The 22,517-nt window shown below is 57.1% G+C and carries 20 protein-coding genes; 9 read left to right on the plus strand and 11 right to left on the minus strand.

Annotation, left to right across the window (positions count from 1 at the left end; translation table 11 throughout):
* Window positions 1-84: 84 nt before the first annotated feature.
* Window positions 85-1,785 carry a hypothetical protein gene (locus SH661x_RS19595; RefSeq protein WP_437225104.1) on the minus strand — a complete coding sequence of 567 codons (1,701 nt, stop codon included), beginning with the start codon at window positions 1,783-1,785 and terminating at the stop codon, window positions 85-87.
* Window positions 1,786-2,030: 245 nt separating this feature from the next.
* Between SH661x_RS19595 and SH661x_RS19600 the strand changes: the two genes are divergently transcribed.
* A complete protein-coding gene (locus tag SH661x_RS19600; protein ID WP_437225106.1) occupies window positions 2,031-3,296 on the plus strand; it encodes a hypothetical protein in 1,266 nt (421 codons plus the stop codon).
* Window positions 3,297-3,345: 49 nt separating this feature from the next.
* Here the strand turns inward: SH661x_RS19600 and SH661x_RS19605 are convergent, their stop codons facing one another.
* Together SH661x_RS19605 and SH661x_RS19610 are read right to left on the minus strand one after the other, a co-directional pair.
* Window positions 3,346-4,296 carry an SRPBCC domain-containing protein gene (locus SH661x_RS19605; RefSeq protein WP_437225108.1) on the minus strand — a complete coding sequence of 317 codons (951 nt, stop codon included), beginning with the start codon at window positions 4,294-4,296 and terminating at the stop codon, window positions 3,346-3,348.
* Complete coding sequence (locus SH661x_RS19610) at window positions 4,271-4,690, minus strand: ArsR/SmtB family transcription factor (RefSeq protein WP_437225111.1); 420 nt, start codon at window positions 4,688-4,690, stop codon at window positions 4,271-4,273. The genes SH661x_RS19605 and SH661x_RS19610 overlap by 26 nt, the downstream gene beginning before the upstream one ends.
* A gap of 265 nt (window positions 4,691-4,955) precedes the next feature.
* Here SH661x_RS19610 and SH661x_RS19615 point away from each other — a divergent pair, with 265 nt between their 5' ends.
* The 6 genes from SH661x_RS19615 (at window position 4,956) to SH661x_RS19640 (ending at window position 11,700) form a co-directional block, all read left to right on the plus strand.
* The gene (locus tag SH661x_RS19615; protein ID WP_437225114.1) at window positions 4,956-6,641 is read left to right on the plus strand and encodes a choice-of-anchor I family protein; all 1,686 of its coding nucleotides are present in this window, start codon (window positions 4,956-4,958) and stop codon (window positions 6,639-6,641) included.
* A 119-nt stretch (window positions 6,642-6,760) separates the two neighbouring features.
* Window positions 6,761-7,717 carry a DUF1559 family PulG-like putative transporter gene (locus SH661x_RS19620; protein ID WP_437225116.1) on the plus strand — a complete coding sequence of 319 codons (957 nt, stop codon included), beginning with the start codon at window positions 6,761-6,763 and terminating at the stop codon, window positions 7,715-7,717.
* Window positions 7,718-7,853: 136 nt separating this feature from the next.
* Window positions 7,854-8,309 carry a carboxypeptidase-like regulatory domain-containing protein gene (locus SH661x_RS19625; RefSeq protein WP_437225119.1) on the plus strand — a complete coding sequence of 152 codons (456 nt, stop codon included), beginning with the start codon at window positions 7,854-7,856 and terminating at the stop codon, window positions 8,307-8,309.
* Between the two features lie 307 nt (window positions 8,310-8,616).
* Entirely contained in the window at window positions 8,617-9,699 is a 1,083-nt protein-coding gene (locus tag SH661x_RS19630) for an Lpg1974 family pore-forming outer membrane protein (RefSeq protein WP_437225122.1), read from the plus strand.
* A gap of 112 nt (window positions 9,700-9,811) precedes the next feature.
* A complete protein-coding gene (locus tag SH661x_RS19635; protein ID WP_437225125.1) occupies window positions 9,812-10,780 on the plus strand; it encodes an Lpg1974 family pore-forming outer membrane protein in 969 nt (322 codons plus the stop codon).
* On the plus strand, window positions 10,756-11,700 hold the full coding sequence (locus tag SH661x_RS19640) for an Lpg1974 family pore-forming outer membrane protein (RefSeq protein WP_437225128.1): 945 nt from the start codon (window positions 10,756-10,758) through the stop codon (window positions 11,698-11,700). The genes SH661x_RS19635 and SH661x_RS19640 overlap by 25 nt, the downstream gene beginning before the upstream one ends.
* Window positions 11,701-11,714: 14 nt before the next feature.
* Here the strand turns inward: SH661x_RS19640 and SH661x_RS19645 are convergent, their stop codons facing one another.
* Entirely contained in the window at window positions 11,715-13,772 is a 2,058-nt protein-coding gene (locus SH661x_RS19645; RefSeq protein ID WP_437225131.1) for an ABC transporter ATP-binding protein, read from the minus strand.
* A 196-nt stretch (window positions 13,773-13,968) separates the two neighbouring features.
* Between SH661x_RS19645 and pyrF the strand changes: the two genes are divergently transcribed.
* Window positions 13,969-14,910 (plus strand): orotidine-5'-phosphate decarboxylase, encoded by a 942-nt coding sequence (pyrF, locus tag SH661x_RS19650; protein ID WP_437225133.1) that lies wholly within the window; start codon window positions 13,969-13,971, stop codon window positions 14,908-14,910.
* Between the two features lie 190 nt (window positions 14,911-15,100).
* Here pyrF and SH661x_RS19655 read toward each other — a convergent pair whose 3' ends face one another.
* The 4 genes from SH661x_RS19655 to SH661x_RS19670 all read right to left on the minus strand — a co-directional run bounded on the left by SH661x_RS19655 (window position 15,101) and on the right by SH661x_RS19670 (window position 17,714).
* A complete protein-coding gene (locus tag SH661x_RS19655; protein ID WP_437225136.1) occupies window positions 15,101-15,574 on the minus strand; it encodes a 3-hydroxyacyl-ACP dehydratase FabZ family protein in 474 nt (157 codons plus the stop codon).
* A gap of 73 nt (window positions 15,575-15,647) precedes the next feature.
* A complete protein-coding gene (locus SH661x_RS19660) occupies window positions 15,648-16,034 on the minus strand; it encodes an acyl carrier protein (protein WP_437231224.1) in 387 nt (128 codons plus the stop codon).
* Window positions 16,035-16,361: 327 nt separating this feature from the next.
* Entirely contained in the window at window positions 16,362-17,114 is a 753-nt protein-coding gene (gene fabG, locus SH661x_RS19665; RefSeq protein ID WP_437225138.1) for a 3-oxoacyl-[acyl-carrier-protein] reductase, read from the minus strand.
* 120 nt (window positions 17,115-17,234) lie between these two features.
* A complete protein-coding gene (locus tag SH661x_RS19670; protein ID WP_437225141.1) occupies window positions 17,235-17,714 on the minus strand; it encodes a 3-hydroxyacyl-ACP dehydratase FabZ family protein in 480 nt (159 codons plus the stop codon).
* 562 nt (window positions 17,715-18,276) lie between these two features.
* Between SH661x_RS19670 and SH661x_RS19675 the strand changes: the two genes are divergently transcribed.
* Window positions 18,277-18,972 carry a hypothetical protein gene (locus SH661x_RS19675; RefSeq protein WP_437225143.1) on the plus strand — a complete coding sequence of 232 codons (696 nt, stop codon included), beginning with the start codon at window positions 18,277-18,279 and terminating at the stop codon, window positions 18,970-18,972.
* A gap of 33 nt (window positions 18,973-19,005) precedes the next feature.
* On the opposite strand, the gene SH661x_RS19680 is transcribed toward SH661x_RS19675, so the two are convergent.
* The 3 genes from SH661x_RS19680 to queC form a co-directional block, all read right to left on the minus strand.
* Window positions 19,006-20,397, minus strand: a complete 1,392-nt coding sequence (locus SH661x_RS19680) for a hypothetical protein (protein WP_437225146.1) — start codon at window positions 20,395-20,397, stop codon at window positions 19,006-19,008.
* A 90-nt stretch (window positions 20,398-20,487) separates the two neighbouring features.
* Entirely contained in the window at window positions 20,488-21,603 is a 1,116-nt protein-coding gene (locus tag SH661x_RS19685; protein ID WP_437225149.1) for a pyridoxal phosphate-dependent aminotransferase, read from the minus strand.
* Window positions 21,604-21,783: 180 nt separating this feature from the next.
* A complete protein-coding gene (queC, locus tag SH661x_RS19690) occupies window positions 21,784-22,488 on the minus strand; it encodes a 7-cyano-7-deazaguanine synthase QueC (RefSeq protein ID WP_437225152.1) in 705 nt (234 codons plus the stop codon).
* Window positions 22,489-22,517: the final 29 nt, after the last annotated feature.

The raw sequence follows: 22,517 nt of genomic DNA on the forward strand, positions 1-22,517 counted from the left end.
TTACGCCGCGCAAGCATTCCGAGACGGAGTCGGTTTCTCGCCGCGTGATCGTGAGTCGAAGACAACCTCCCGGCAATCGATCGCCTACCTCAGAACCTCGCCAGCCTCGTCCCCGGAGTCGACTTCCGCAGATTTCGGAACGCCCGGCTGTTCCAGCGTCACCGTCATCCAGCCGTCGACCAGTGTGACATTCTGAACTCGCATCTTGAACGCGGGGCGATCGTCCTGACGGGGAACCTCGAAGTTCCTTGCGAATGTCGACTCCTTCAATCGCTGCTCGATTCCCTGTCGGATCATCATGGAGGCAGCGATTCCGAGTTGCCCCTCTTTGCCCGGAACCAGCGGCTCGATCGAGCGCAGCGTCGGTTTCAGCGTGAGTTGATCGTCCGTCAACGTCGGCTGCAGGACCACTTTCACAACCTGAGTCGGAATCTCCGGGCCAACGACGGGGCGAATCCCCAGGCGGATGGACACCACAAATTCACCACCATCAATTTCCGCAGTGACCGGTTGTTCTTTGGCAATCAACAGCGTGTAAAGCTGCGGCTTCGCATTCTCACCTGATGCTGGTGCGTCCCCAAAGAGACGTTGCACCTGCGTATCCGGAATCTCTCGACCAGCCACGCGGAACCGGTCCGCCAGATTCTCGATCAGCGAAGCGTGAATCAGCAGGCAGGCACGATCCCGCAGGGTCTTCGCATCCAGAGAATACGGCGTGGGAGCTTCGAGAAGCGATTCAAAGCCGGACTGCGATTCCAGCGTCGGCACCAGTCGCCGGGTGATGAGTTTCGTGGGGGCTCGCTGCGTGACCGCCAGAATCTGTGCACCACTGGAATCAGCTGCTTCGGCCAGTGGTGGCTGGAATTCAAACCCGCACAGCAGCGCATCGTCCGTTGTCATTGTCGAAATGCGGCTGGGGAGCATCCCTTTCGCAGCCATCTGATTCTTCAACGGACCGTGAAGTTGCTGATTCAACTTGGCCAGTTCCTGATCCAGACGCGAATTGAACTGCGGTGCGACCTGCTGAGTCACCCGGTGGGCCGCGATGTTTTCAGACATCGGCTTTCGCTGTTCAGCGACGTTCAGCACGATGTTATTGGCCAGTGGACCGAGCAGGGGAACATTGCTGACTGCCGTTTCCGCCCCCAGGTGTTCCTGTCGAATCTTCATGAACGCGGAAGGACTCCAGGTCCGGATCGCCTGCCCGTTGAATTCGATCTGCTTCGTCATTTCGAATTCGAACGTGCCTGCAGATCGAATCGCCGCGCGCTGCACGAGTGCCACGGTTTCATTCGCGGTGACCCCCTTCAGCACATACAGCATGCGGGCTGTATTTGGGTCGGGGGTGAAATCGAGGGTGGTATGGGCCTTGGTCTTCTGGGTTCCGTTGACCTGCGCCCCCATGACGAAGTCCTGAAAAGGGCCTTCGTCAGTCGTGTCTGTCCCGACGAAGCTGCTGGCGAGCCCTTCACCGACGACCAGACAGACGGAATGTCCGGAAGCAAGATTCACCAGTCGTTGATGGGTGCTGACTTTAGGGGCCGCTGGGCGGACGGGAGCGGTCGCAATCAGAGGAGGCCCCTGAATGTACGGACGGCCTGGAGGGACCTGACCGGGAAACTGTGCCTGAGCCTGGGGCGTGCTTGCCCAGAAGCCCCCCGCAAACGCCAACAGGAACCCTCCTTGACGAATCCATGAGCCGGCCCGCAATTGACTTCGAAAGCAGTACGGTTGTTGAAGCTCGATAGTTCGACGTGCGGATTCACTCAGAAGACTGGTCTTCATACTTCACCACCTTGGCCCGGACTCGGTCCACTTCACTTGCAGAACATGAAAGTTTAACCCCCCAGCAGTTTCGAAGAGGGGTCGAATTTTCGAATTGATCCATGTTCGTTCATTCGAAACAACCGACAATTTCATCAATACGGAGCAGGGAAGCTGATCCGGATTGGAAATCCTGGTTGCTCAGGGGATGTTTTACACGTATTTCATGTTGGGGGACCCCTGTTTTTCCCGTCCAAGGGCTGATTATGTGGAATATTTCGAAACATTGGGATCTACTGGTTCTCGCGGGAGCCGTGATTCTCGTCGTCGGAGGTGTGATTGCCTTTGACCGCAGCGGGCTGAGTGCGAAATCCGATGCCGAAGACGTTCTGAACGGGAAAGACTCGCTTTATCACCCCACGGAACGTCCGATTGCCGCCCAGATCGCTGACGCTCCTCAAGAGAGTCCAGCCTGGCTCGATGACGAGGACAACGGACCACGCGAACGGTCCCGACCAGTTCCAGCCCCTTACCAGAAGGGCGTCGTGCAGCTGGGACCCGGTGCGTCCCTGGGGGGGCAACTCCCGTTCCCCGAAGACGATCCGTGGAATCAGCGAATCGATCATCTGGAAGTGGATCCGCTTTCAGATGTGATCATTGCGAAAATCGGTTGTGAAAAGAATCTGTACGGGGATTTCGGCTCGGGAAGCTGGAACGGCGCTCCGATCGGCATTCCGTACGTCGTGGTGGATGGCCAACAGGAACGCTTTCACATCAAGTACACCGCCTACGGAGATGAAAGTGACCCGGGCCCATATCCGATTCCCCGCGATGCCCCGATCGAGGGAGACCCGAATATCGATGGCGACCGTCACGTCATCGTCGTCGATCGGGACAACTGGAAGCTCTACGAACTCTTTCGAGCGTTTCCGATTGCCGACGGCCAGCTCTGGCGGGCCGAGTCGGGAGCGATCTTCGATCTGACTGGCAAACAGAAGCGACCGGTAGGCTGGACCAGCGCGGATGCTGCCGGACTCCCGATCTTCCCGGGACTGGTCCGCTACGAGGAAGCGGTCGAACAGGGAGAGATTCGCCATGCCCTGCGGTTCACCGTTTCCAACACCCGCAACGCCTATGTTCCTCCCGCCAGCCACTGGGCCAGTCGTCAGTCGGACATCTCGCTCCCTCCCATGGGAATGCGGGTTCGCCTGCGTGCCAACTTCGACATCACCCCTTATCCGCCGGAAGTACAGGTCATCCTGACCGCCCTCAAACGTTATGGAATGATCCTGGCCGATAACGGCAGCGACTGGTTCATTTCCGGGTCCCCCGATCCCCGCTGGAACGATGACAATCTGCGAAAGCTGAAGGAGCTGCAGGGGTGCGACTTCGAAGTCGTGCTGATGGAGAACATTGTCGAGGAAGAGCCGTGTGATTGTCCGGAAGAGAAGGAAGCCCTGAGAAGAAAGTTTTCAAAGGGCGCAGCGAAGGAACTGGTGCCGACGCTTTCCCGAGATTCCTTCCTGAAGTAGAACGATCGACCGGAAGACTCTGACTTTCGGCTGCGTTCTCTGTCGGACATCACCCGCTGATTACATCATCGAGTTGATCAAAGGACGCACTCCAGCCCTGCGTCATACTCCCCAGCGTATCAAGGAATGCTTTGACCTCTTCGTCAGTGACGGTCCCCAGCGGTACTGTCGTAACAGTGACCCGGGTGTTCTGTTCATCCTCCGCAGCGAAGAGTACGGTCACCTCCAGTGACGGAGGAAAGACGGGCAGCCCCGGATGACGTGAGATGTTCCCAGCGGAATCGCAAAATTGCTGGATGTAGACCAACCTCGCTGGCGCGTTCAGTTCCTGATACTGAAATCTGCCGTGAAGCGTCATATCGGCGCCATCGCTCATGCGAAACAGGCACTCGCATCCGGTTCGAATTTCACCGCTGAGGACTTCCATGGTGAACCCTGGGGGCGGGAGCCATCGACAGAGATGCTGCGGGTCGGTCCACATCTCAAAGAGCAGTTCGGGCGATGCGGCGAAGCTGCGATTGATGACAAAGCTGTGCCGGCCGTTCGTCTTCGCATCGAGAAACTCGGCCAGACGATCCCAGGTCGCGTTTCCGCCAGCAGCTTTGATGAACTTTCGGGCAGCTGCCGCCTCTTCAGCGGTCGGAAGCGTCATGGTCATTTCCATGGTCGTCTTCCCCTTCGACTCTGCAAACTCCACGGTGACGCGAAACATCGGTGGGCGATCCACGTACGCGCCATGGTCGTAGACCAGCTTCCGGAACTCTTCCACCTCGTGGTACAGCGTCATGTTGGGGTAATCGACCCCGTCCGGCCCGTGCATCGTGTAGTGCCAGATCCCCCCGGGCCGCAACTCCTTGCTATGGGTGGTTAACGAGAAGCCGCGCGGTCCCCACCACTGCGCCACCTGCTCGGGATCGGTCCACGCATCCCAGACCATCTCGACCGGGGCGTCGTAAACGCGTGTGATGTGAATTTCATTTGGTTGACTTCTTGCCACCATCGGAGTTCTTCCCTTTGGATTTCTGGTGCGACGATTGTTTTTGCCTGGCGGTCACGGTTTCCAGATAGGCTCCGAGCTGATCAAACCGCTGTTCCCACATCTGGCGATATAGTTCGAGCAGTTCGGCGGTCTCTTTGAACCCTTCGGGATTCAGATCACAGAGTCGACGCTGGGCGTCCTGCGTTTTTGTGAGGAGTCCGGCGCGCTCGAGCACCTGCAGGTGTTTGGTGACCGCTGGAAGGCTCATCCGCTCCAGAAACGGCGCGGCGATTTCAGAGACACTTGCCTGCCCCTGTGCGAGGCGTGCGAGCATCGCCCGCCGCGTGGGGTCTGCAAGGGCTGCGAACTTCAGGCTGAGCGGATCCTGCACCGGAACGCCTCGTTTACCACTCATTTAATTAACCACTTAGTTAAGTTTAAAAACCATTGCCGTCGATGTCAATCCGCTCGTCCGGATTCAACAAGATTTCACATTCGAAGGCTCGTCAATCTGCCACCCAGCGTCCCCGGGTTTCCCGGAATCACTTCTGACTCTGAACACCTTACTCACATCTTCTTCACATGAAATTCACAGTGCATCTTAACAATTCCTGTCGATGAAATTGTTAACGACAGCGAGACGCCTCCCGCAGTGCGATCCTTCTCCAAGTGAACGTGACATGCCCGCAATCTTTCAGAAAGCTCTTCTCGTCAGCGTGCTGGCCTCAATTGCATTGGCACACGGATGCGGACAAGTGGGCTTCGGTCATTCCGTCTCGAAAGTGGCTGCGAACAGCTCCCACGTGGATGGTGAGGCTCCGCTGGATGCAGATCCCGAGCTGCCTGCACCGCCACAGCCGCGTGGTCAATTGCAGCTGTTCCCCCTGGGGGGCCATGAACATGGTGGAGCTTCCGGCGCGGAAATCTCCGCTTACGACGTCCATTCTATGAGACTCTTCACGGTCAACGGCGCAGCTGACTCTCTCGACATCCAGAACATCGCCGATCCGACAGCACCGCAGCTGATCACTTCTGTCTCGCTGAAGGATTTGGGACGTCCAACTTCCGTCAGTGCCCGACAGGGGATGATTGCGGTCTCTGTCCTTCCCGATGAACATGCACGAAAGGGCTCGGTCCTTTTTCTGACTGAAGATGGAGACGTCATCAAGAAGCTGGAAGTCGGATATGGCCCCGACATGCTCACCTTCAGTCCCGACGCTCGCTGGCTGCTGGTGGCGAATGAAGGAGAACCGGACTCCGATTACGCCTTCGATCCTCCAGGTTCCATCAGCCTGATCGACGTCCGCAAAGGGCCCGCGATGACCGAACAGGCGGACGTTGTTTCCATCGGCTTTGAAAAGTTCAACAAGCTGCGAGAAGCCCTCGCCCCCAGCATTCGCATCTACAGCCACAGCGAAAGTGTGGCTCAGGACCTTGAACCAGAGTACATCGCAGTCTCCGCGGATTCCCGGACAGCGTGGGTGACCTGTCAGGAAAACAACGCGATTGCGGTCATCGACATGGAATCGCGTGAAGTGACCCAGTTGAAAGGTCTCGGTTTCAAAGACCACAGCATCGCCGGACAGGGACTGGATGCCAGTGATGAAGATGGAAAGATCCGCATTCGCCCATGGCCGGTTCGTGGGATGTATGAGCCTGATGGAATCGCTTCCTTCCAGATTGATGGCCGCACGTACTTAGCCACCGCCAACGAAGGTGAGCTCCGGGAATACCGGGCACTCAATGAACAGAAACGCGTCAAAGATCTCGCGCTGAACGTTCAGAACTTTCCGCAGGGGAAAGAACTCAAGGAGGAGCCGAATCTGGGTCGGCTCCGGGTGTCAAATGCCTTTGGCGATCATGACAACGACGGCGTGTTCGAAGAGCTGTTCAGTGCCGGCACGCGGTCTTTCTCGATCTGGAGCGCCGACGTGGAACAGGTCTTCGACAGCGGAAATCAGTTCGAACGCTATCTCGCTCACGCCCATCCACAGCACTTCAACAGTGAACATGAGGCACTGAACTTCGACGATCGCAGCGACAACAAAGGCTGCGAACCGGAGTCGGTCACCACCGGAGTGATCGATGGTGGTACGTATGCATTCATCGTGCTCGAGCGGATGGGGGGCGTGATGGTCTATGACGTCACTTCGCCGCATTCGCCGGTCTTTGAAAGTTACACGAATACCCGCGGCTTTGACGGGACTGTGGGAGACACCGGCCCGGAAGGGGTGCTGTTCATCACAGCTGAGCAGAGCCCGATCGGGAAGCCACTGCTGGTGGTCTCCTATGAGATCAGTGGAACGACCCGCATCTTCGAATGCCGACAGAATCAGAACGCGCCCCGGCCGACAGCACAGCTCTGAACTCAACTGCAATCACCTGCGCCCGCCTGCGGCGCGGTCTGCACGGCGATGGATCCACCATCTCCGCGCTCAACTCACACACGAATGATTCTTTGAAAATGAATGACTGGAAAGACGAAATGATCACGAACAAGACTTCATCACGACGTGGATTCACTCTCATTGAACTGCTGGTGGTGATTGCCATCATCGCTGTGTTGATTGCCCTGCTGCTTCCCGCAGTTCAGCAGGCTCGCGAAGCTGCCCGCCGCAGCCAGTGCAAAAACAATCTCAAGCAGATGGGCCTCGCGCTGCACAACTACCATGAAACCCACAGCGTTTTCCCGCCGGGTGCTTTGTCCCTGCAGTCGAACGGGACCGCCTGGCCTGAAACAACGTCCAACTGTTCCAGCAAGCCTTCGAAGTCGAGTGTCGTAGGAGGTTGGGGCTGGGGAACCTTCTGCCTGCCATTCATCGACCAGGCCCCGCTGTACAACACACTGGCTCCCAACGGAAACAACTTCCCCGCGGTCACCGTCAATGTCAGTAAGACAACACTGACGGTCTTTCGCTGTCCATCTGAGCCGAGCGGTCCTCTCATCACCAACACCGACTTCGGAGGGGACGGTGCCGGAAATGGATACGCAAGTGCCTCCTATGCAGCCGTCATCGGCAGCGGCGGACTGGAGTATCACATCAACTGCGACGGCAACAATCCCAACCCCGAAGCTCGCTATGGAACCTTCTGGTACAACAGCCGCACCAGACTTCGTGATCTGACAGACGGGGCAAGCAATACTGTCCTCGTCGCGGAACGGATGTGGGACGGCACTCCGGAGAGCACCGGCGGGACTGGAGCGATCTGGGCCGGACGCCCGACGAACTCCAACAAGTATTGCACGCTGCTCCGCATGAACGACACTCCCGCATTCTCGATCAACGGAACCAACGACAGTGCCGCTCGCAGCAAGCATGTCGGCGGAGCACACTTCCTCCTCGGAGATGGAGCTGTCCGTTTCCTCAGCCAGAACATGGATGCCATGACTTATCGTCTTCTCGGCCAGAAGGCAGACGGCACTCCGCTGGGTGAGTTCTAAAAATCTCGGTCAAGTTGCTTTGTACTGCCGCCCCTGTCCATGTCCTCCTTCCAGGGCGGCAGATAACGCCTTCAAAACAGTATCCGCACTCCGAACAACTGGAATGCAGAAGACTCCTTTCTTGAAATCGTTCTCGATGCTCAGATCTCTTTCAGCTCATGTCGGCACACTTTCACTGATGACATTCCTCCTGAGCGGATGTAGCGGCGCTCAGGACACTCCGGGCCTTGTGAAGGTGACCGGCCTGGTGACGATGAACGGCGCTCCGCTCCCGGGGGCGGAGGTGACGTTTCGACCGGAGAAAGGCCGACTCTCCTCCGGCATCACCGACGACTCTGGTCGTTACTCACTCGTCTACATGCAGGGAGTTCCTGGAGCACTGCCGGGCAAGCACACTGTCTCCATCAGCACGCTCATCGAAGCGAACTCCGATTCCGATGACCCGCTCCAGCGTGACGGCCGACCGGAATCCATCGCTGCAAAGTTCAATACGCAGTCCACGCTGGAGGCGAGCCTCCCGGCCAAAGGGGCCGTCGAACTCAGCTATGACGTGGAGCCTGCACAGAACTCGACGAAGGTTCGCAAGAAATAGAGGCAGGTCCGGCATTTTCTGCCGCACTCCGGGGCGAAATCACCCTCGACACGACATTTTCGTAATGAAGTCAACAAATTCGGTTGCATCGGTCAGAGAAGAAATTCCGATAAAACCGATTGTGACGGACGAGGGTGCGTGATCAGATCGCTCATCAGCGAGGCAGGTCCGTCGATCAGACCGACCCTCCGCTCCGCGTGATTTCATGCCCCATCAACATGCTGACCGCTGCATTGTTGACGGGATCTTACACCGTCGAAGACTGCAGCTGCTGAGGCTGCTCTTCGCGTGCGTTGCGATACTGCAGGTGTCGTTGGTCGCGATTGCCGGGCCAGTCTTACCCGACATCCCCGATGATCCCGACCTGTTCACGTCTTTCGACACGGAAATTGCGCAGTCTGGATGGGCTACCATCGGCGACAGCTGTGTTCCCGAATCGTGTCCGGAGGAGGGCCTGACATTTTTCGCAGACCTCCTCTACTGGAAACTGACCGAGGGAGCTGCGGACAACTGGGCTCAGGTGATCACTCCCATGGGGACCGGTACAACGGCCGGCACCGCCACGTTGATTGAAGCGCCCTTCAACTGGAAAGCTGGCATTCGAGTCGGCATGGGGTATCAGCGCAGCCAGGATCTGCTCGACTTCTCACTGGCTTACACCAACTTCCAGACCAATGCCGCCAGTCAGGCAGCGGGTGAGGTGTATTCCGCGTTCCTCGCCAATTTCTATGCGAGCAATACGGACGGGAGCGGATTCGGTCCGCACTATCGCGGCGCCAGCATGGACTGGGACTTTGCATTTCACACCATCGACTTCGAAGCGGGGCACAACTTCGAAATTGACGAATCCCTGCAGCTGCGCCCGTTCCTGGGACTCAAAGCTGCCATCATCAATCAGTCCATGCATTCGACCTGGCGGGACCCCATCGACACCACGTCCCAGACGTATCTCTTCGATTCCGCAACAGAAAATCTGAAGCAGGACTTCTGGGGAATCGGCCCTTCCGTGGGGGTGGTTGCAACGATCCCCTGGGTTCAAGGTCCCCATAAGTCGCTGCGATTCTTTGCCTCTCCATCGGGGTCAATCATGTACGGCAACTGGACGTTTCAGGACCGCTATCAGAACGACGGCCCGACGTCGACCACTGTCCCTACGCAATCCACCATCTCCATCAACACGAGTCCCATCCGCGGAGCAGCCACGATGTTTCGGGCAGTCCTCGGAGTGGAATGGAATCAATATTTCTCACGAGCCACCACCACAGTCCGACTCAGTTACGAAGGCCAGATCTGGCTGAATCAGATGCAGTTTTATTCCTACAACATGGGCAGATTGAACAACCTGATGTCGCTGCAAGGAGGCGTTCTGGAGTTGTGTCTCAACTTCTAGAGAGCACTTTGCCTGACCGACCGGATTCAGGCGTGATGAAACATGAAAGTCCAACAGATCGCCTGAGGAAGGCAGACACTCTTTCGAAGAATGTCCTAAGCGAAACACGTCAATGATCCAGTTCACCCGTATCACCGCTTTTCTGAGTGTCCTGCTGGGATGCTGCAGCGCGAGTGCGCAAGGGATCAAACCTTTCGCGGACGTGCTCGTCTGGCAGGCCTCTGAAGAGACCTCGGCGGTCTGGGCCAGCGTGATCACTCCAAGTCCCGTCACTCCCAGCTCGCAAAGCAGCTTTATTGCGATGGAAGATGAGTTCGGCTGGAATGCGGGTCTGAGAACCGGGGTCACGATCGAACCGGAATCCGATCAGTGGAACCTGTCTGTTTACTGGACGTACTTCCCCACATCCCGCGAAGCAATGATCGCCCCTGGGAACCAGATTGTCATGCCGGAGCTCTTCAGCGGCTTTCTCGGTGGCGACGCCTTTGATTTCACCGCCGGTTCACTCAACTGGGGACTGAACTTCAACGCCTTCGATCTTGAGGTCGGCCGCGAACTGGCACTGAGCGACACGTTCTCCTTCCGCCCCTGGATCGGCATCAAGGGAGCAGTCATCACGCAGGCAATCCGTGCGACCTGGGCCGACCCCGACACAGACCTCCTGGCACGTGAAAAAGTGGATCACAACTTCTACGGGGTTGGTCCCAGCTTCGGAATTGCCGCACGGTGGATCGTCCCCAGCTGCGAAGAACTCAGCCTGGTTGGTTCGCTTTCGGGAGCGATCCTCGCGGGACGATGGAATGTGACAGACACGTATCACCGCATTTCACCCGCCACCGCACCGAACACGTACGACACATTCACCAGTACCTTGTCCGACTCCTCACTGGGGTCGGTCATGGTGCGATACTTCGTCGGGATCGAGTGGACACATCAGTCGACTTACCCCATCACAGCCCATCTGGGATATGAACTGCAGTGGTGGGCCAATCAGCAGAGATTATTGACGTTCCAGCAGCTGCCGATGCATGGAGATCTGACTTTACAAGGTGGCTCATGCGGTCTCTCGGTCTGCTTCTAACCCTGTTGCTGTTCCCGGTGCAACAGCTCTGCGCGTCGGAGCTGTTCGGGGAATTTCTGTACTGGAAGATGACCCAGCCAGTCGACTGGGTCCTCGACACGAATCGTCTCCCGGTCGATCAGTTCGTCGCCTATCGGTCGCTGGAGTACGACTTCCAGCCGGGTCTGCGGGTCGGGATCACCCATGAATCGGAACTCGATGCACGACTCACGTACACCCACTACCAGACAGAAACATCAGACTCGGCCACCGGCAGCCTCACCGGCGCGTTTCTCGGCAGCAAATTTGCGCAGCCACCCGCACCCGTCTTCTACTTCGATGCCGGACAGATCGAAGCCTCTCTCAACTACAACATGTTCGACGCGGATCTGGGGAAGAAATTCCGCCCGACCGACTCCCTGATGCTTCGCCCCACGGTCGGTCTGCGCGGCGGATGGATCGATCAGTCCATTCGTTCCTCTTTCCAGGCCGAATACAAATTCCTGGGGCTTCATTTCGACCAGGATCTGCAGGAGAACATGCGGAATGACTTCTGGGGGATCGGCCCGAAAGTCGGAATTGAAAGCGTGCTGAATCTGTGGAAGCGGGAGCAATGTCACTTCAACCTGATCGCCAACTTCTCCGCAGCTTACCTCGTCGGGCACTGGTCGATCAGCGATGTGACCAACTACCTGACAACGATCGACGGTCTTCCGACCACGTCACAGAGGACTGTCGATGTCCCGAAGCGGGACTTCGGCGCAGTCGCGTTTCAGGCTGTCGTGGGTCTCAACTTCGAATCCCCACGCTGGTCAGGAACATTCGGCTATGAACTGAACGACTGGCTGAACCAGTGTCAGATCATGGACGACGCCACCGGGCCTCACAACAACGACCTGCTGCTGCAGGGACTCACTGCCCGTCTGGCATTTCGCTGGTGAAAGGCGAAACAAACTCAGGCTGCTTTCGCCACGGTGCTGAGCTTGCGGGACGGGGAATGGTACAACCGGTGATAGATCGGGCAGGTCTCCAGCAGCTGAGCATGGGTGCCCGAGGCAACAATCTTTCCGTTTTCCATCACCACAATCCGTGTCACAAAGTCCAGAAGGCTCTGTGAGATCATGTGCGAAATCAGGAACGTCGTCCGGCCTTTGACGAACTCCTTGAGCGCCTGATGAATCAACGCTTCACTCTCGGCATCCGCTGCGGAGGTGGCTTCGTCCAGAATGAGGATCGCCGGATTTCTCAAAATCACGCGGGCGAGCGCGACACGCTGACGCTGTCCACCGGAAAGGTCTTTCCCTTTCCCGCCCAGCAACGTGTCGAACCCCTGCGGCAACGTCTGCACGATCGGCAGGACATGTGCCCGCCGGGCCGCTTCCTCAATGTCTTCGCGGGTTGCCGATTCATTGCCGTACCGGATGTTGTCCAGCAAGGTCCCGTCAAACAGGACGGTATCCTGAGTGACGATTCCGACCTGATTGCGCAGTTCGGCCAGTGAAATCTCTTTCATCGAACGGCCGTCGATGAGCACGTCCCCCTCCTCGGGGTCGTAGTACCGCGGCAGCAGGTTCACCAGGGTCGACTTGCCGCAGCCGTTCTGACCGACGATCGCCACAACTTCGCCGAAGTTCACCTTCAGATCGACATGCTCGAGTACCAGTCCCCGCTGCGATTCCTTGTGACGATGCTGATACCGGAAGGAGACATCCTGGAATTCAATGCTCTGGTGATGACGTCCGAGCGGCTTGGCTGCAACGGGATCGACAATCTGACTTTCCTGTTCCATCAGATTGAAAATGCGGTCAATCGCAGCGGTGGACCGTTTGAGCCGGGGAAATATGCCTGACAGCTTACGGCACGGGTCCAGCAGTCCCGCGAGCAACGCATAGATCAGGCCCAGTTCCGCCCCGTCCATGACATTCTTGGTCAACTGCACGCCCCAGATGTCCGTCTTTCCTCGCATGACGAGATAAGCACCGGGGACCAGTGCTGCGAACATCGCCATCAGCCCCAGCAGTTCGAGCAACGGCTTCGCTGCAGCGTCGATCCGCACCACCTTCATCGCTTTGCTGAAGTAGGCGTTGTACTGCTGATCAAACAGCCGGCGATGATGATCTCCGCTGTGATATCCGATCACAATCTTCAGGCCGTCGAACGTTTCTTCGAGAACCTTGTAGATCTGCGACATGCTTTCCATCATCCGGCGGCTTGCCCGTTTGAGCATCCAGCCGACCCGGCTGAGGAACAGGCCTAACAACGGAATAAAAATGAGAGAAAGCAGTGTCAGTCGCCAGTTGAACCAGATCGCCAGAACCATGCAGGCGATGCACTTGAGGGGCTCGCGGATCATCCGCCCGCCGAGCATCGTCACCCCCTGGGAAAGCTGTTCGGCATCGTAAGTGAAGCGGGACATCAGCCCGCTGGGGCCTTCATGTGTCAGGGACTGATAGTCGAGCTGCAGGACCTTGTGCAGCATGTCTTTTCGCAAGCCCATAATGGCCGATTCCGCAACATTCCCGATCAGCACATCCTGAATGTACATGAGCACCGACTTCACAGCGGTAGCCACGATCAGAATGACAATCAGCCAGCAGAACGTCTGGAATTCGCTTTTCGGGATATAGGGAAGCAGATAGACCTTCACCCAGTTGAACTGGTAGATCGTGCTTTCCCGACCAGCCAGGGCCGACCGCTTACGGGCCAGCGACTGCTGCAGGTCGACATACTTGGCGTCGTTCTGTGGAACCTGTTTCGAATTGAATTCTTCCAGCCGAGCCTCCAGACGTCGCTGATCTTCGATCAACCTGTCCTTGTCCTGCGTCGCCGTTTCAATGGTCTGATCGACATACTCGTGGAGACTGGTGTGCTCCATCAGCAGCTTGACGATCGGGAATGCGACCGTCAGATTCGCCCCCCAGAGCGCTGCAATGATGAACCCGAGAACGACGGAGGTTGCCAGTCGATTGCGATAGGGACGCAAATACGGCCAAAGTTTGGGAAAGCTGTCCACGCGTCGATCCGTGACTATCTCAGAAACCAGTGAAAGGGCAGTGTGGCCGGGATTTAACTCCGATTCGCCCGTTTGTGTCCAGACGAATTGTGGCCTGCCAGACCCTCACTCGATAAGCTGACTCAGATTCCCGGGGGACATCCCTCCACACCACGGAAACAAACCGACCCATTTTTCCCAATCCTCCTGAATTCGCATGACCACCTACGCCCAGCGCCTCCATGAGCAGATCCGCCTGAAGAAAACCCCCGCGCTCGTCGGACTGGACCCCCGCTGGGAACAGCTCCCAACCGAACTTCGCGTTCGCGCAGAAAGCCTTGGGGGGAATCAGTTTTCGATCCGGGCCTCCGCATACGAGGAGTTTTGCAAACGAGTCGTCGATGTGGTCGCCCCCTTGGTTCCGGCGGTCAAACCACAGTCGGCATTCTTCGAAGAATGCGGGCCCGCTGGGGTCGCGGCACTGGAAAACGTGATTCGACATGCCCGCAAAGCAGGGCTCATCGTGATCTGCGATGCGAAGCGGGGGGACATCGGCTCAACCGCGGAGGCGTATGCTGCTGCATATCTCGCCGGCGTCGATCCAGACGCCGCTCCCTTCGCCGCCGATGCACTCACGGTGAACCCGTATATGGGAATCGACACGCTGCAGCCGTTCGTCGAGCGGGCTGAAAAAGTCGGGGCAGGACTGTACGTTCTTGTGCGGACGAGCAACCCTGGCGCGAGAGATTTTCAGGACCGTGTGACGGATGGCGAAACCCTGTATACAACCGTCGCCCGGAAAATCGAAGCACTCTCAGTACAGACTGCAGGCGGAGCCGATTACGGATCGATCGGGGCCGTTGTCGGGGCGACGTACCCTGAAGAACTCGCCCAGCTGCGACAGACGATGCCCCACGTCCCGCTGCTGGTTCCCGGCTACGGCAGCCAGGGGGGAACATCTCAGGATGCTGCTGCGGCATTTGATGCACAGGGGCTGGGAGCAGTCGTGAACAGCTCGCGTGGAATCCTCTTCGCCTTCCAGAAGGGAAAGCTCGCTCAGGAGTTTGGAGAAAGTCGCTGGGAGCAGGCCGTCGAAGCCGCGACCCGACTCATGATCGACGATCTGGCAGCAAACACCCCCAGCGGGACCCTGCGGTAGGAACCGTTCGGGTGGCCCAGACAAAGTCTGGGTTCCGGAGGAACAAGAGGCCTGTCAAGACGCGATCAAGCGTCTGTAAATCGTCCTATCAGCTGAGAAGTACCGGACGAGCACCCCTCGAACAAATGGGAGTTATCCGGGCAGCCTCTTGCGGCTGCGCCGCCCAGACACCGTCTGGGCCACCCGCCGCTTACTTCGAGACGTTCATCTCGGCCAGCAGGCTCGCGAGTCCCACTTCCACGACGTTCTTCTGGCTGACACCGGAAGGAATGCCTGCTTCCGCTTCGCTCAGATGAGCAAAGACGATTTCCGCTTCTGCCACCAGTTCATCACCGCAGTGGGCCGTGACCATGGTCATTCCCCCTTCGTCGCGGGATTCCTGCAGCGTGGCGGTGTAGATCAGCTGATCGCCGGGCCGTGCCGGGCGATGCGAAACGAATTTCGGGACCTTGGCGAGGAACACCAGATATTTGAACTGATGACTTTCGCCCAGCAGAATTCCGCCGGTCTGAGCCATCCCTTCCATGATCAGCGAACAGGGCATCACCGGGAAGCCCGGGAAATGATCATGCAGATGTTCTTCGGCAAGCGAGACGTTCTTGACAGCACGCGCCTGTTTTCCACTTTGAAATTCGATGAACTTATCGATCCAGAACCAGCGCATGACGTCTCCTGAGTTTAGCCGCACACGCTGGGTGTACGGCTAAACGTTCCTTCCAATACTCACTCCGGCAAGACTATTTGATCTTGCTGGCGATGAACTTGCAGACCATTTCCACGGTGAACAGATCCTGCACGTTCGCCACTTTCGGATCGGCAGCGAGCTTATCCACATTCGCGTGCGGCATGCGTGCACGGAATTCCTTGATTCCCTCTTCGGTGATCTTGCCGTCTTTGACAAATCCCGAATCAGCGGACATCAGGTTTTCCGGGAACAGTTCTCCACGCGGAATCTTGACGTCAAAGGCCTTTTCGAGACGAAAGACGATATCCAGGAAATCGATCGATTCGGCTCCGAGGTCACCCATCAACGTAGCAGTCGGAGTGACTTCATCGTCGTCGACTCCCAATGCATCCACCAGGATTTCCTGCACCTTGGCAAAAACCTGTTCTTCACTCGCCATTTCTAAAACTCCGTATTGAATGTCCGGGACGATCCCCTGAGGCGTTTGCATTCAGCTCATGCCGGATTCTGAACCCGACACGCTCTTCTGCCGCCGAAGGCAGTTCAGTCCAAATGGACGGCTTCTCACCGCGGGACCCCTGACCAGATCAGACTCGCAGACGACGGTGAGCACGTCCCGAACTGAAACAAAAACTTCAAGATGCGCCGCATCACATCTGACCTCTGTGAACGGCCATCCTTGATTCCGATGTTACTGATGAAGCGTTCCTGACGGAAACACTTCCTCCAGCGTTCTACAATTCGGCAGACTGGACCGGAAACTCTGTTAAAATCCACCCAGAGTCAGGCCGCCATCCACGACCAGCACGTGTCCGGTGATATATCCCGCCTCGTCACTGGCAAGAAATGCCACTGCATTGGCAATATCTTCCGGTTTCCCCAGGCGACGCACCGGGATCTGCTTCTTCAGATCTCCTTCAGCCACGGACCGGACCGCCTCGGTCATATCCGTTTCGATGAATCCCGGAGCAATCGCGTTCACGGTGATATTCCGTCGGCCGATTTCCGTGGCCAGACAGCGGGTCAGACCTTGAATCCCCCCCTTGCTGGCTGCGTAGTTGACCTGCCCCTGATTCCCGAACTCCGCAGCGACGCTGGACATATTGATGATACGTCCGTATCGCTGAGACATCATCTGCCGCATTGCTGCCTGGCAGAAGTTATAGACGCTGTTCAGGTTTGTATTGATCACCGACAACCAGGCGTCTTCTTCCATGACCGCCAGCAGACCGTCACGGATGATCCCGGCGTTGTTCACCAGAATATCGAGACGTCCCCATTTCTCGATCACGGCAGCAATAATGCGGTCGGCGTCGGCTTTAATCGCCACATCCCCTTGCAGGGCCATGACTTCAAAGCCCTTTTCCGCCATCTCAGCGACAATCTTATCCGCTGATTCTTTGCTGGATTTGTAGACGAAAGCGACTTTCGTACCCTGCTTCGCCAGCGTTTCGACAATCGCCTTGCCGATCCCTCGGCTTCCCCCGGTCACCAGGGCTGTTCGTCCTTCTTTACTCATGATTCCACTTTCTTCCGAATTAGGTTGCCAGCGTCTGATCGATGTTTCCAGCGAGCGGGGGATGTCAGCCCCCCGATGAAGTGAACAGGAGTCTGACGTCTCCCGCTCGCCGCGAGACTCTCAATGACTTCCTTCTGGCCACAGCACTGCAAACAAGCTCTTCAGGCTCGCGACCTGTGTCTCATCCGAACTTTTCATTTGGGGAGAACGGTCCGCCAGATTGTACTGTTCCAAAACCAGCCGGGCATTAACAGCGTTCACGCCGTCCACGGTTCCCGCCGTTTTGAGCGTCCACTGCCCGGCCTCCTTCTTATGGACCGTTGCAGTGATTTCCAGGGTTTTTCCGGGTGAAACGAAACTGTTGAACTTCACAGCCCGGGCTTCCTTCAGCAGCACTGTGCTGTAACGGAAGTCTTCACTGGCCCGCATCAACCAGGCACTGGACTGAACCATGGCTTCGACCATCAGCACTCCCGGCATGATGGGAAAACCCGGAAAGTGGTCTTGAAGGTACTCTTCAGCCAGCGACAGCGTCTTAATAGCTGTCAGCGATTCGCCGGGTTGAAGCTGAGTGATTTTGTCGATCAGTGAAAATCGCATCGTCCAGGCCGTAGCGCGCAGGGACCGTGTGTATGTACTCCGCCGCGAATCAACTTGGAAACGCTGAGGATTGACGGATCAAATTTGAACAAATGACTATAGAGCAGATTCCAGGTGGGCACAACTACCGGCAGGCGACGGGGAAATGCGGAACCCAGGAGAGCATTCTGTTGAATCCCGCGACGTCCTGAACGTGCCCACAATCGGTCACCTGCCATCAGCTCCGTCATTGCTCTGCGATGGCCTCTTCGACGACCGCGCTTCCTCTATCGGAAACCTCGGCCCGACGGGACAACCTATTACAAACGGCTCTAACTATCTGTGCATCAGAGTGTTCCGTCAGTCTGCCCGTGTCGGTTTTGCCGGTTTTGGCAGTCTGATCTCTTGGATCTCTCGAAAACGAACGCCGACCGGCAAATCCGCTCAGTATCGCGCATCAGGAGATTCGATCCTCGAAATGTGAAGTTCTATACGAACTCGGAAATTGCTTGCGCCCGATTTCGCTCTTAAAATTTGAATCTGGGCAATTTGGACCACGACTGAGGATCGCGAGGAACACGCTGTGGGTAAACTGGGTCTCGCTGGGACATCACTGGCAGCCGCCATACCGGGCGCGTTTCTCTTCTACATCCTCCTGATGGCGGTGTTGAAGAGCCTGGAGCCGATGCCCATCACGATGAAGGTCGCGGCGCTCCTCATGCTGGTGATCGCCCTTGTCATGGCGCTGTTCCCTGCCTATCTGCTTATCTGGTTCCGCCGGGACAAAGTCTCTCTGGCCAGCCAGAAAGGTGCCGCGGGTGCAGCCGCTCTCGCTGGGGGAGCCGATGCCGAGGTCTTCGCCGAAGATCTCGTCGGTCAGGAGTTCGACGATGCCGAGGATCTGGCACCCGCCGATAACTGGGCTGACTCGGAAACGATTGGTGACGACACCGAGTCTGCTGACGGCGGACTTCCGGATCTCGACGATGTCGAAGCAGTCGCAACTGTCGATGAGGACTCCTTCCCGACTGCCGAATTCGAAGTCGATGACGACCTCGAAGCGTCCTTTGGAGCTGAGGACAAGTTCGATCAGCCTGCCGGCGCTTCTGACGACTCGATGCAGACCATGGAATTCGAAGCTGAAGAAGTCGACGAATTCGGGCAGACGCTGCAGGAGTTCGGGTCGGCAGAGGAAGAAGAGTTCAATCCGGCCGTCGACTTCGACGACGAATTCACCTTCGACGACTTCGAAGACGACGACGATATGAAAAAGAAGTAGCCGTCACGCGTCTCTCCGCGCCCTCTGTTCTGCTCACGATTCGGGTGTGTTGAGCGACCGCCACCGACCGCTCTGGCTCAACAGATCTCCCAAAAAGGCGACCAGACAAGGTCCAATCCACAGACCAGCAGCATCCGTCATGCGTCCGATGGGTGGACAGACGACGATCACGAGAATCAGACTCATCGCCGCGTAGGCTGCTGCAATGACGAATAGCAGTCCTGCATTCTCGAAAGTCCGGTACGGGATGATCTTCGATTTCCAGATCCAGCGCGTCACAATGTGAAGGCTGATGAAGACCACACCCACGAACGTCAGCAGCCCTCCCATGGGATTGAAGACGAAATCTCCCAAGAGCTTGAAAATGCATTGCCGGCTCGCCTTCAGCAGCCAGATCACGTACAGCCGAGGGTGCTTTTCGACAAGTTCCAGTCCCAGGCGTTTCAGCTGAGTGTTGACCAGCACTGGATCGTCCCCATACACCTCGTGAGCCGCCGGAGTAAAGACGCTCCAGATGAACAGATCGCTGTTCGACTCCATCCTGATGTAGCTGGTCGGTCCCAGCTCGACATACTGGAAATCACGCAGTGGAATCGACCGCAGTCGGTTCATCGCTGCCTGCGCAAGTGGACGAAGTTCTTCCGAGATGAGCGGGAGAGTCTTCTCATCCATGAACTGGCCGGAGATTCCGATCAGGTTATAGCCTCCGAAAGCCACGATCGAAAACTTGCCGACCACCGCCAGCCGCAAGCTGCAATAGAGAATCAGCGGCACCAGTCCGATCACACTGCAGATCCCCAGACTTCGAAGAAATGAAAGGACATTCCCCGATTCCGGTCGCGACCGTAGTCTGAACAGCGGAGTCAGCACCAGAACGAATGGGACGAGAAACAATGCCGCTGGCCGGATCAGCCAGGCCGACAAAACAGATGCCGCAAGAAGGATTCCCCACAACACGGATCGTCGCGGATCGCTTCCCCAGAGCAACATGAAGCCCACGCTCGCAATGCCGCAGGCCCCTCCAAGGGTGTCGGTCGCGATGGTCGAGACGAACAGCCACAGGTTATTGGTTGCCAGCAGCGCTCCCGCGATCCAGGGACTTAACCACGGCGGAGTTCCGCTGGCGAGCAGACCAGCATGAAAAACCATGACTGCGAAAGCAAAGCAGCCATACTGCAATAACGACACTGGTCTTAAGTCGCTGCCCAGCTGTCTCACTGCTGCAAGAAAGAGGGGATACCCCGGCGTCCTCTGGTGGTTCAACGTGCCCTTCAACGAGTTGAGAGGCATGTTTGCATAGGACGCAGTGTCGTTCACTTCGACAGAGACCAGTTGCCCCGTGGCCGCCAGCAGGCAACCGGTCATCAGAATCAAAATGACAAGCAGCCCCCAGGCGAATCCTCGAGTCGAAATCAATCGCAACATCACTGTGCCCTCCAGTTGCAATGACCGACCACATCGAGCAGCTGTACCATCCCATTCAACAAAGGTGCGGCCGGCGCGATGTCGTCTTGTTCACCGCTGTTCTCTTGCAACATTACGAAGGATCTCTGCCCCCCGCAGCAGGGTTTCATCCGGAGCTGCATAGGAAATGCGGAAGTGAGTGTCCTGCTCGCTGAAAACGTTTCCTGGAATGATCAGCAGTTCATTCTCAATGGCCCGTTTCACGAATTCCGTCCCTGTTCCCCACGGGGCACGCGGGAAGAGATAGAACGCTCCCTGAGCCCCTTCAATTTCAAAGTCTTCCGAGAGTTCGCGAATCATCAGTTCGCGCTTCCGCTGGTAGTCGGCAGCCCGGTCGCTGATGTCGTAGTTCCACGCTGTGCACGCGGCCCACTGCACCGGATGGGGAGCACACACGAATGTGAACTGCTGCAGCTTGATCATCTGCTGCAGAATGTGTTCGGGACCATGGCACCAGCCAATCCGCCAGCCCGTCATTGAATGGGACTTGCTGAACCCGTCGATCACAATGGTCTGATCGTAGAACTGAGCCGGACTGACAAACTTTCCTGGAGGCGAGAAAGCGCGGTAGATCTCGTCGCTGAGCAATGCGATGTCATGCTCCCGGGCGATTTCGGCCAGTCCCCGCACTTCTTCTTCCGAAGCGACGTAGCCTGTCGGGTTGCACGGGCTGTTCAGAAGGATCAGCTTTGTCTTCTCGTTGATCGCTTCCCGGACCTTGTCCAGCGGGATACGAAAATCAGGGTACGTGGAAATCGAGCGGATCTTTCCCCCCGTCAGCGTCGTGAGATGCTTGTACATCACGAAATACGGATCGAAGACAATGACCTCATCTCCGGGATTGAGCAGCGTGCACAGCGTGAGCATCAACCCGCCGCTCGTGCCGCTGGTGATGAACGCCTTGCGGTCCGAATGGTGATATTCTTCTGTGATGCTCGCCTGGATCATCTCCAGCAGAGGCTTGATGCCCTGGGTCTGGCTGTAGGCGTTCTTCCCCTCTTCCACTGCTTTCTCGAGTGCTTTACGGATCGGCTCCGGCGTTTCGAAATGTGGCTGCCCGATGCTCAGATTGACCGGGTTGGCCATGTTCGCAGCCAGATCGAACACTTTCCGAATCCCGGAGGCATCGATCTTCGTCATCCGGTCGGCGATCCAACGTTCACTCATAAGGTCACTCGAATTCATTGCATCTGATGCCCGCTAAGGGGTCAGATTGAACCTATTGCATTTTGAAATTGGAAAGTCTGTGGCAGCCCCGGAGGGCGAAGCTCCTGACGAGCCGCAAGCGTCAAGTACGCGTGAACACTCATGAGGCTCAGCAGGAGCTTCGCCCTCCCGAATTCGGAATTACTCACTCTGTGTGGGATCAGGCATTCCTGCTTCAGCGAATCCTTTCAGCCGCAACTGACAGGCATCGCATCGGCCGCACGGACGGCCATCCGCATGAGGATCGTAACAGCTGTGGGTCCCACCGTAATCAACTCCCAGCTCCAGCCCCTTACGGATGATTTCAGATTTTTTGAGCTGAAGCAGGGGAGTGTGAATCCGGAAGTGACCAGTCCCTTCGACCCCCGCCTTGGTGGCAAGGTTCGCCAGCCGTTCGAACTGCTCAATGAATTCAGGTCGGCAATCGGGATAGCCGCTGTAGTCAACCGCATTGACCCCGATAAAAATATCAAACGCTCCCAGGACTTCCGCCCACGCCAGTGCCAGCGACAGGAACACCGTGTTCCGGGCCGGGACATAGGTCACGGGGATCCCGCTGGACAACGTGGATTCATCCCGATCCTTCGGAACTTCCACAGCTGAAGTCAAAGCAGACCCTCCCCAGCGGGCCAGGTCCAGCTTCAGCGTGACATGTTCGACGACACCAATCGCGGCAGCGGTCTTTTCAGCGGCTTCCAGTTCAAAGCGATGCCTCTGACCGTAGTCGAACGACAGGGCGTAGCAGGCAAACCCTTCGCTTTTCGCGATGGCCAATGCTGTGGCGGAATCGAGACCACCACTTAACAACACCACCGCACGGGATGAAGTATCCTTGTTCGGCGACATCTCTTCTCCATCCCTTTCCGCACAAGAAT

Origin of the sequence: Planctomicrobium stercoris (assembly GCF_051465655.1) — a bacterium.
Classification (GTDB): Bacteria; Planctomycetota; Planctomycetia; order Planctomycetales; family Planctomycetaceae; genus Planctomicrobium.

Excerpts from the sequence above, each read along its gene's own strand:
- SH661x_RS19595 (WP_437225104.1), bottom strand. The coding sequence starts at position 1,785 with ATGAAGACCAGTCTTCTGAGTGAATCCGCACGTCGAACTATCGAGCTT.
- SH661x_RS19610 (WP_437225111.1), bottom strand. The coding sequence starts at position 4,690 with ATGAGTGGTAAACGAGGCGTTCCGGTGCAGGATCCGCTCAGCCTGAAG.
- fabG (WP_437225138.1), bottom strand. The coding sequence starts at position 17,114 with ATGAGTAAAGAAGGACGAACAGCCCTGGTGACCGGGGGAAGCCGAGGG.
- SH661x_RS19615 (WP_437225114.1), top strand. The coding sequence starts at position 4,956 with ATGCCCGCAATCTTTCAGAAAGCTCTTCTCGTCAGCGTGCTGGCCTCA.
- SH661x_RS19685 (WP_437225149.1), bottom strand. The coding sequence starts at position 21,603 with ATGAGTGAACGTTGGATCGCCGACCGGATGACGAAGATCGATGCCTCC.
- queC (WP_437225152.1), bottom strand. The coding sequence starts at position 22,488 with ATGTCGCCGAACAAGGATACTTCATCCCGTGCGGTGGTGTTGTTAAGT.
- pyrF (WP_437225133.1), top strand. The coding sequence starts at position 13,969 with ATGACCACCTACGCCCAGCGCCTCCATGAGCAGATCCGCCTGAAGAAA.
- SH661x_RS19600 (WP_437225106.1), top strand. The coding sequence starts at position 2,031 with ATGTGGAATATTTCGAAACATTGGGATCTACTGGTTCTCGCGGGAGCC.
- SH661x_RS19635 (WP_437225125.1), top strand. The coding sequence starts at position 9,812 with ATGATCCAGTTCACCCGTATCACCGCTTTTCTGAGTGTCCTGCTGGGA.
- SH661x_RS19655 (WP_437225136.1), bottom strand. The coding sequence starts at position 15,574 with ATGCGCTGGTTCTGGATCGATAAGTTCATCGAATTTCAAAGTGGAAAA.
- SH661x_RS19660 (WP_437231224.1), bottom strand. The coding sequence starts at position 16,034 with ATGGCGAGTGAAGAACAGGTTTTTGCCAAGGTGCAGGAAATCCTGGTG.
- SH661x_RS19680 (WP_437225146.1), bottom strand. The coding sequence starts at position 20,397 with ATGTTGCGATTGATTTCGACTCGAGGATTCGCCTGGGGGCTGCTTGTC.
- SH661x_RS19640 (WP_437225128.1), top strand. The coding sequence starts at position 10,756 with ATGCGGTCTCTCGGTCTGCTTCTAACCCTGTTGCTGTTCCCGGTGCAA.
- SH661x_RS19625 (WP_437225119.1), top strand. The coding sequence starts at position 7,854 with ATGCTCAGATCTCTTTCAGCTCATGTCGGCACACTTTCACTGATGACA.
- SH661x_RS19605 (WP_437225108.1), bottom strand. The coding sequence starts at position 4,296 with ATGGTGGCAAGAAGTCAACCAAATGAAATTCACATCACACGCGTTTAC.
- SH661x_RS19620 (WP_437225116.1), top strand. The coding sequence starts at position 6,761 with ATGATCACGAACAAGACTTCATCACGACGTGGATTCACTCTCATTGAA.
- SH661x_RS19670 (WP_437225141.1), bottom strand. The coding sequence starts at position 17,714 with ATGCGATTTTCACTGATCGACAAAATCACTCAGCTTCAACCCGGCGAA.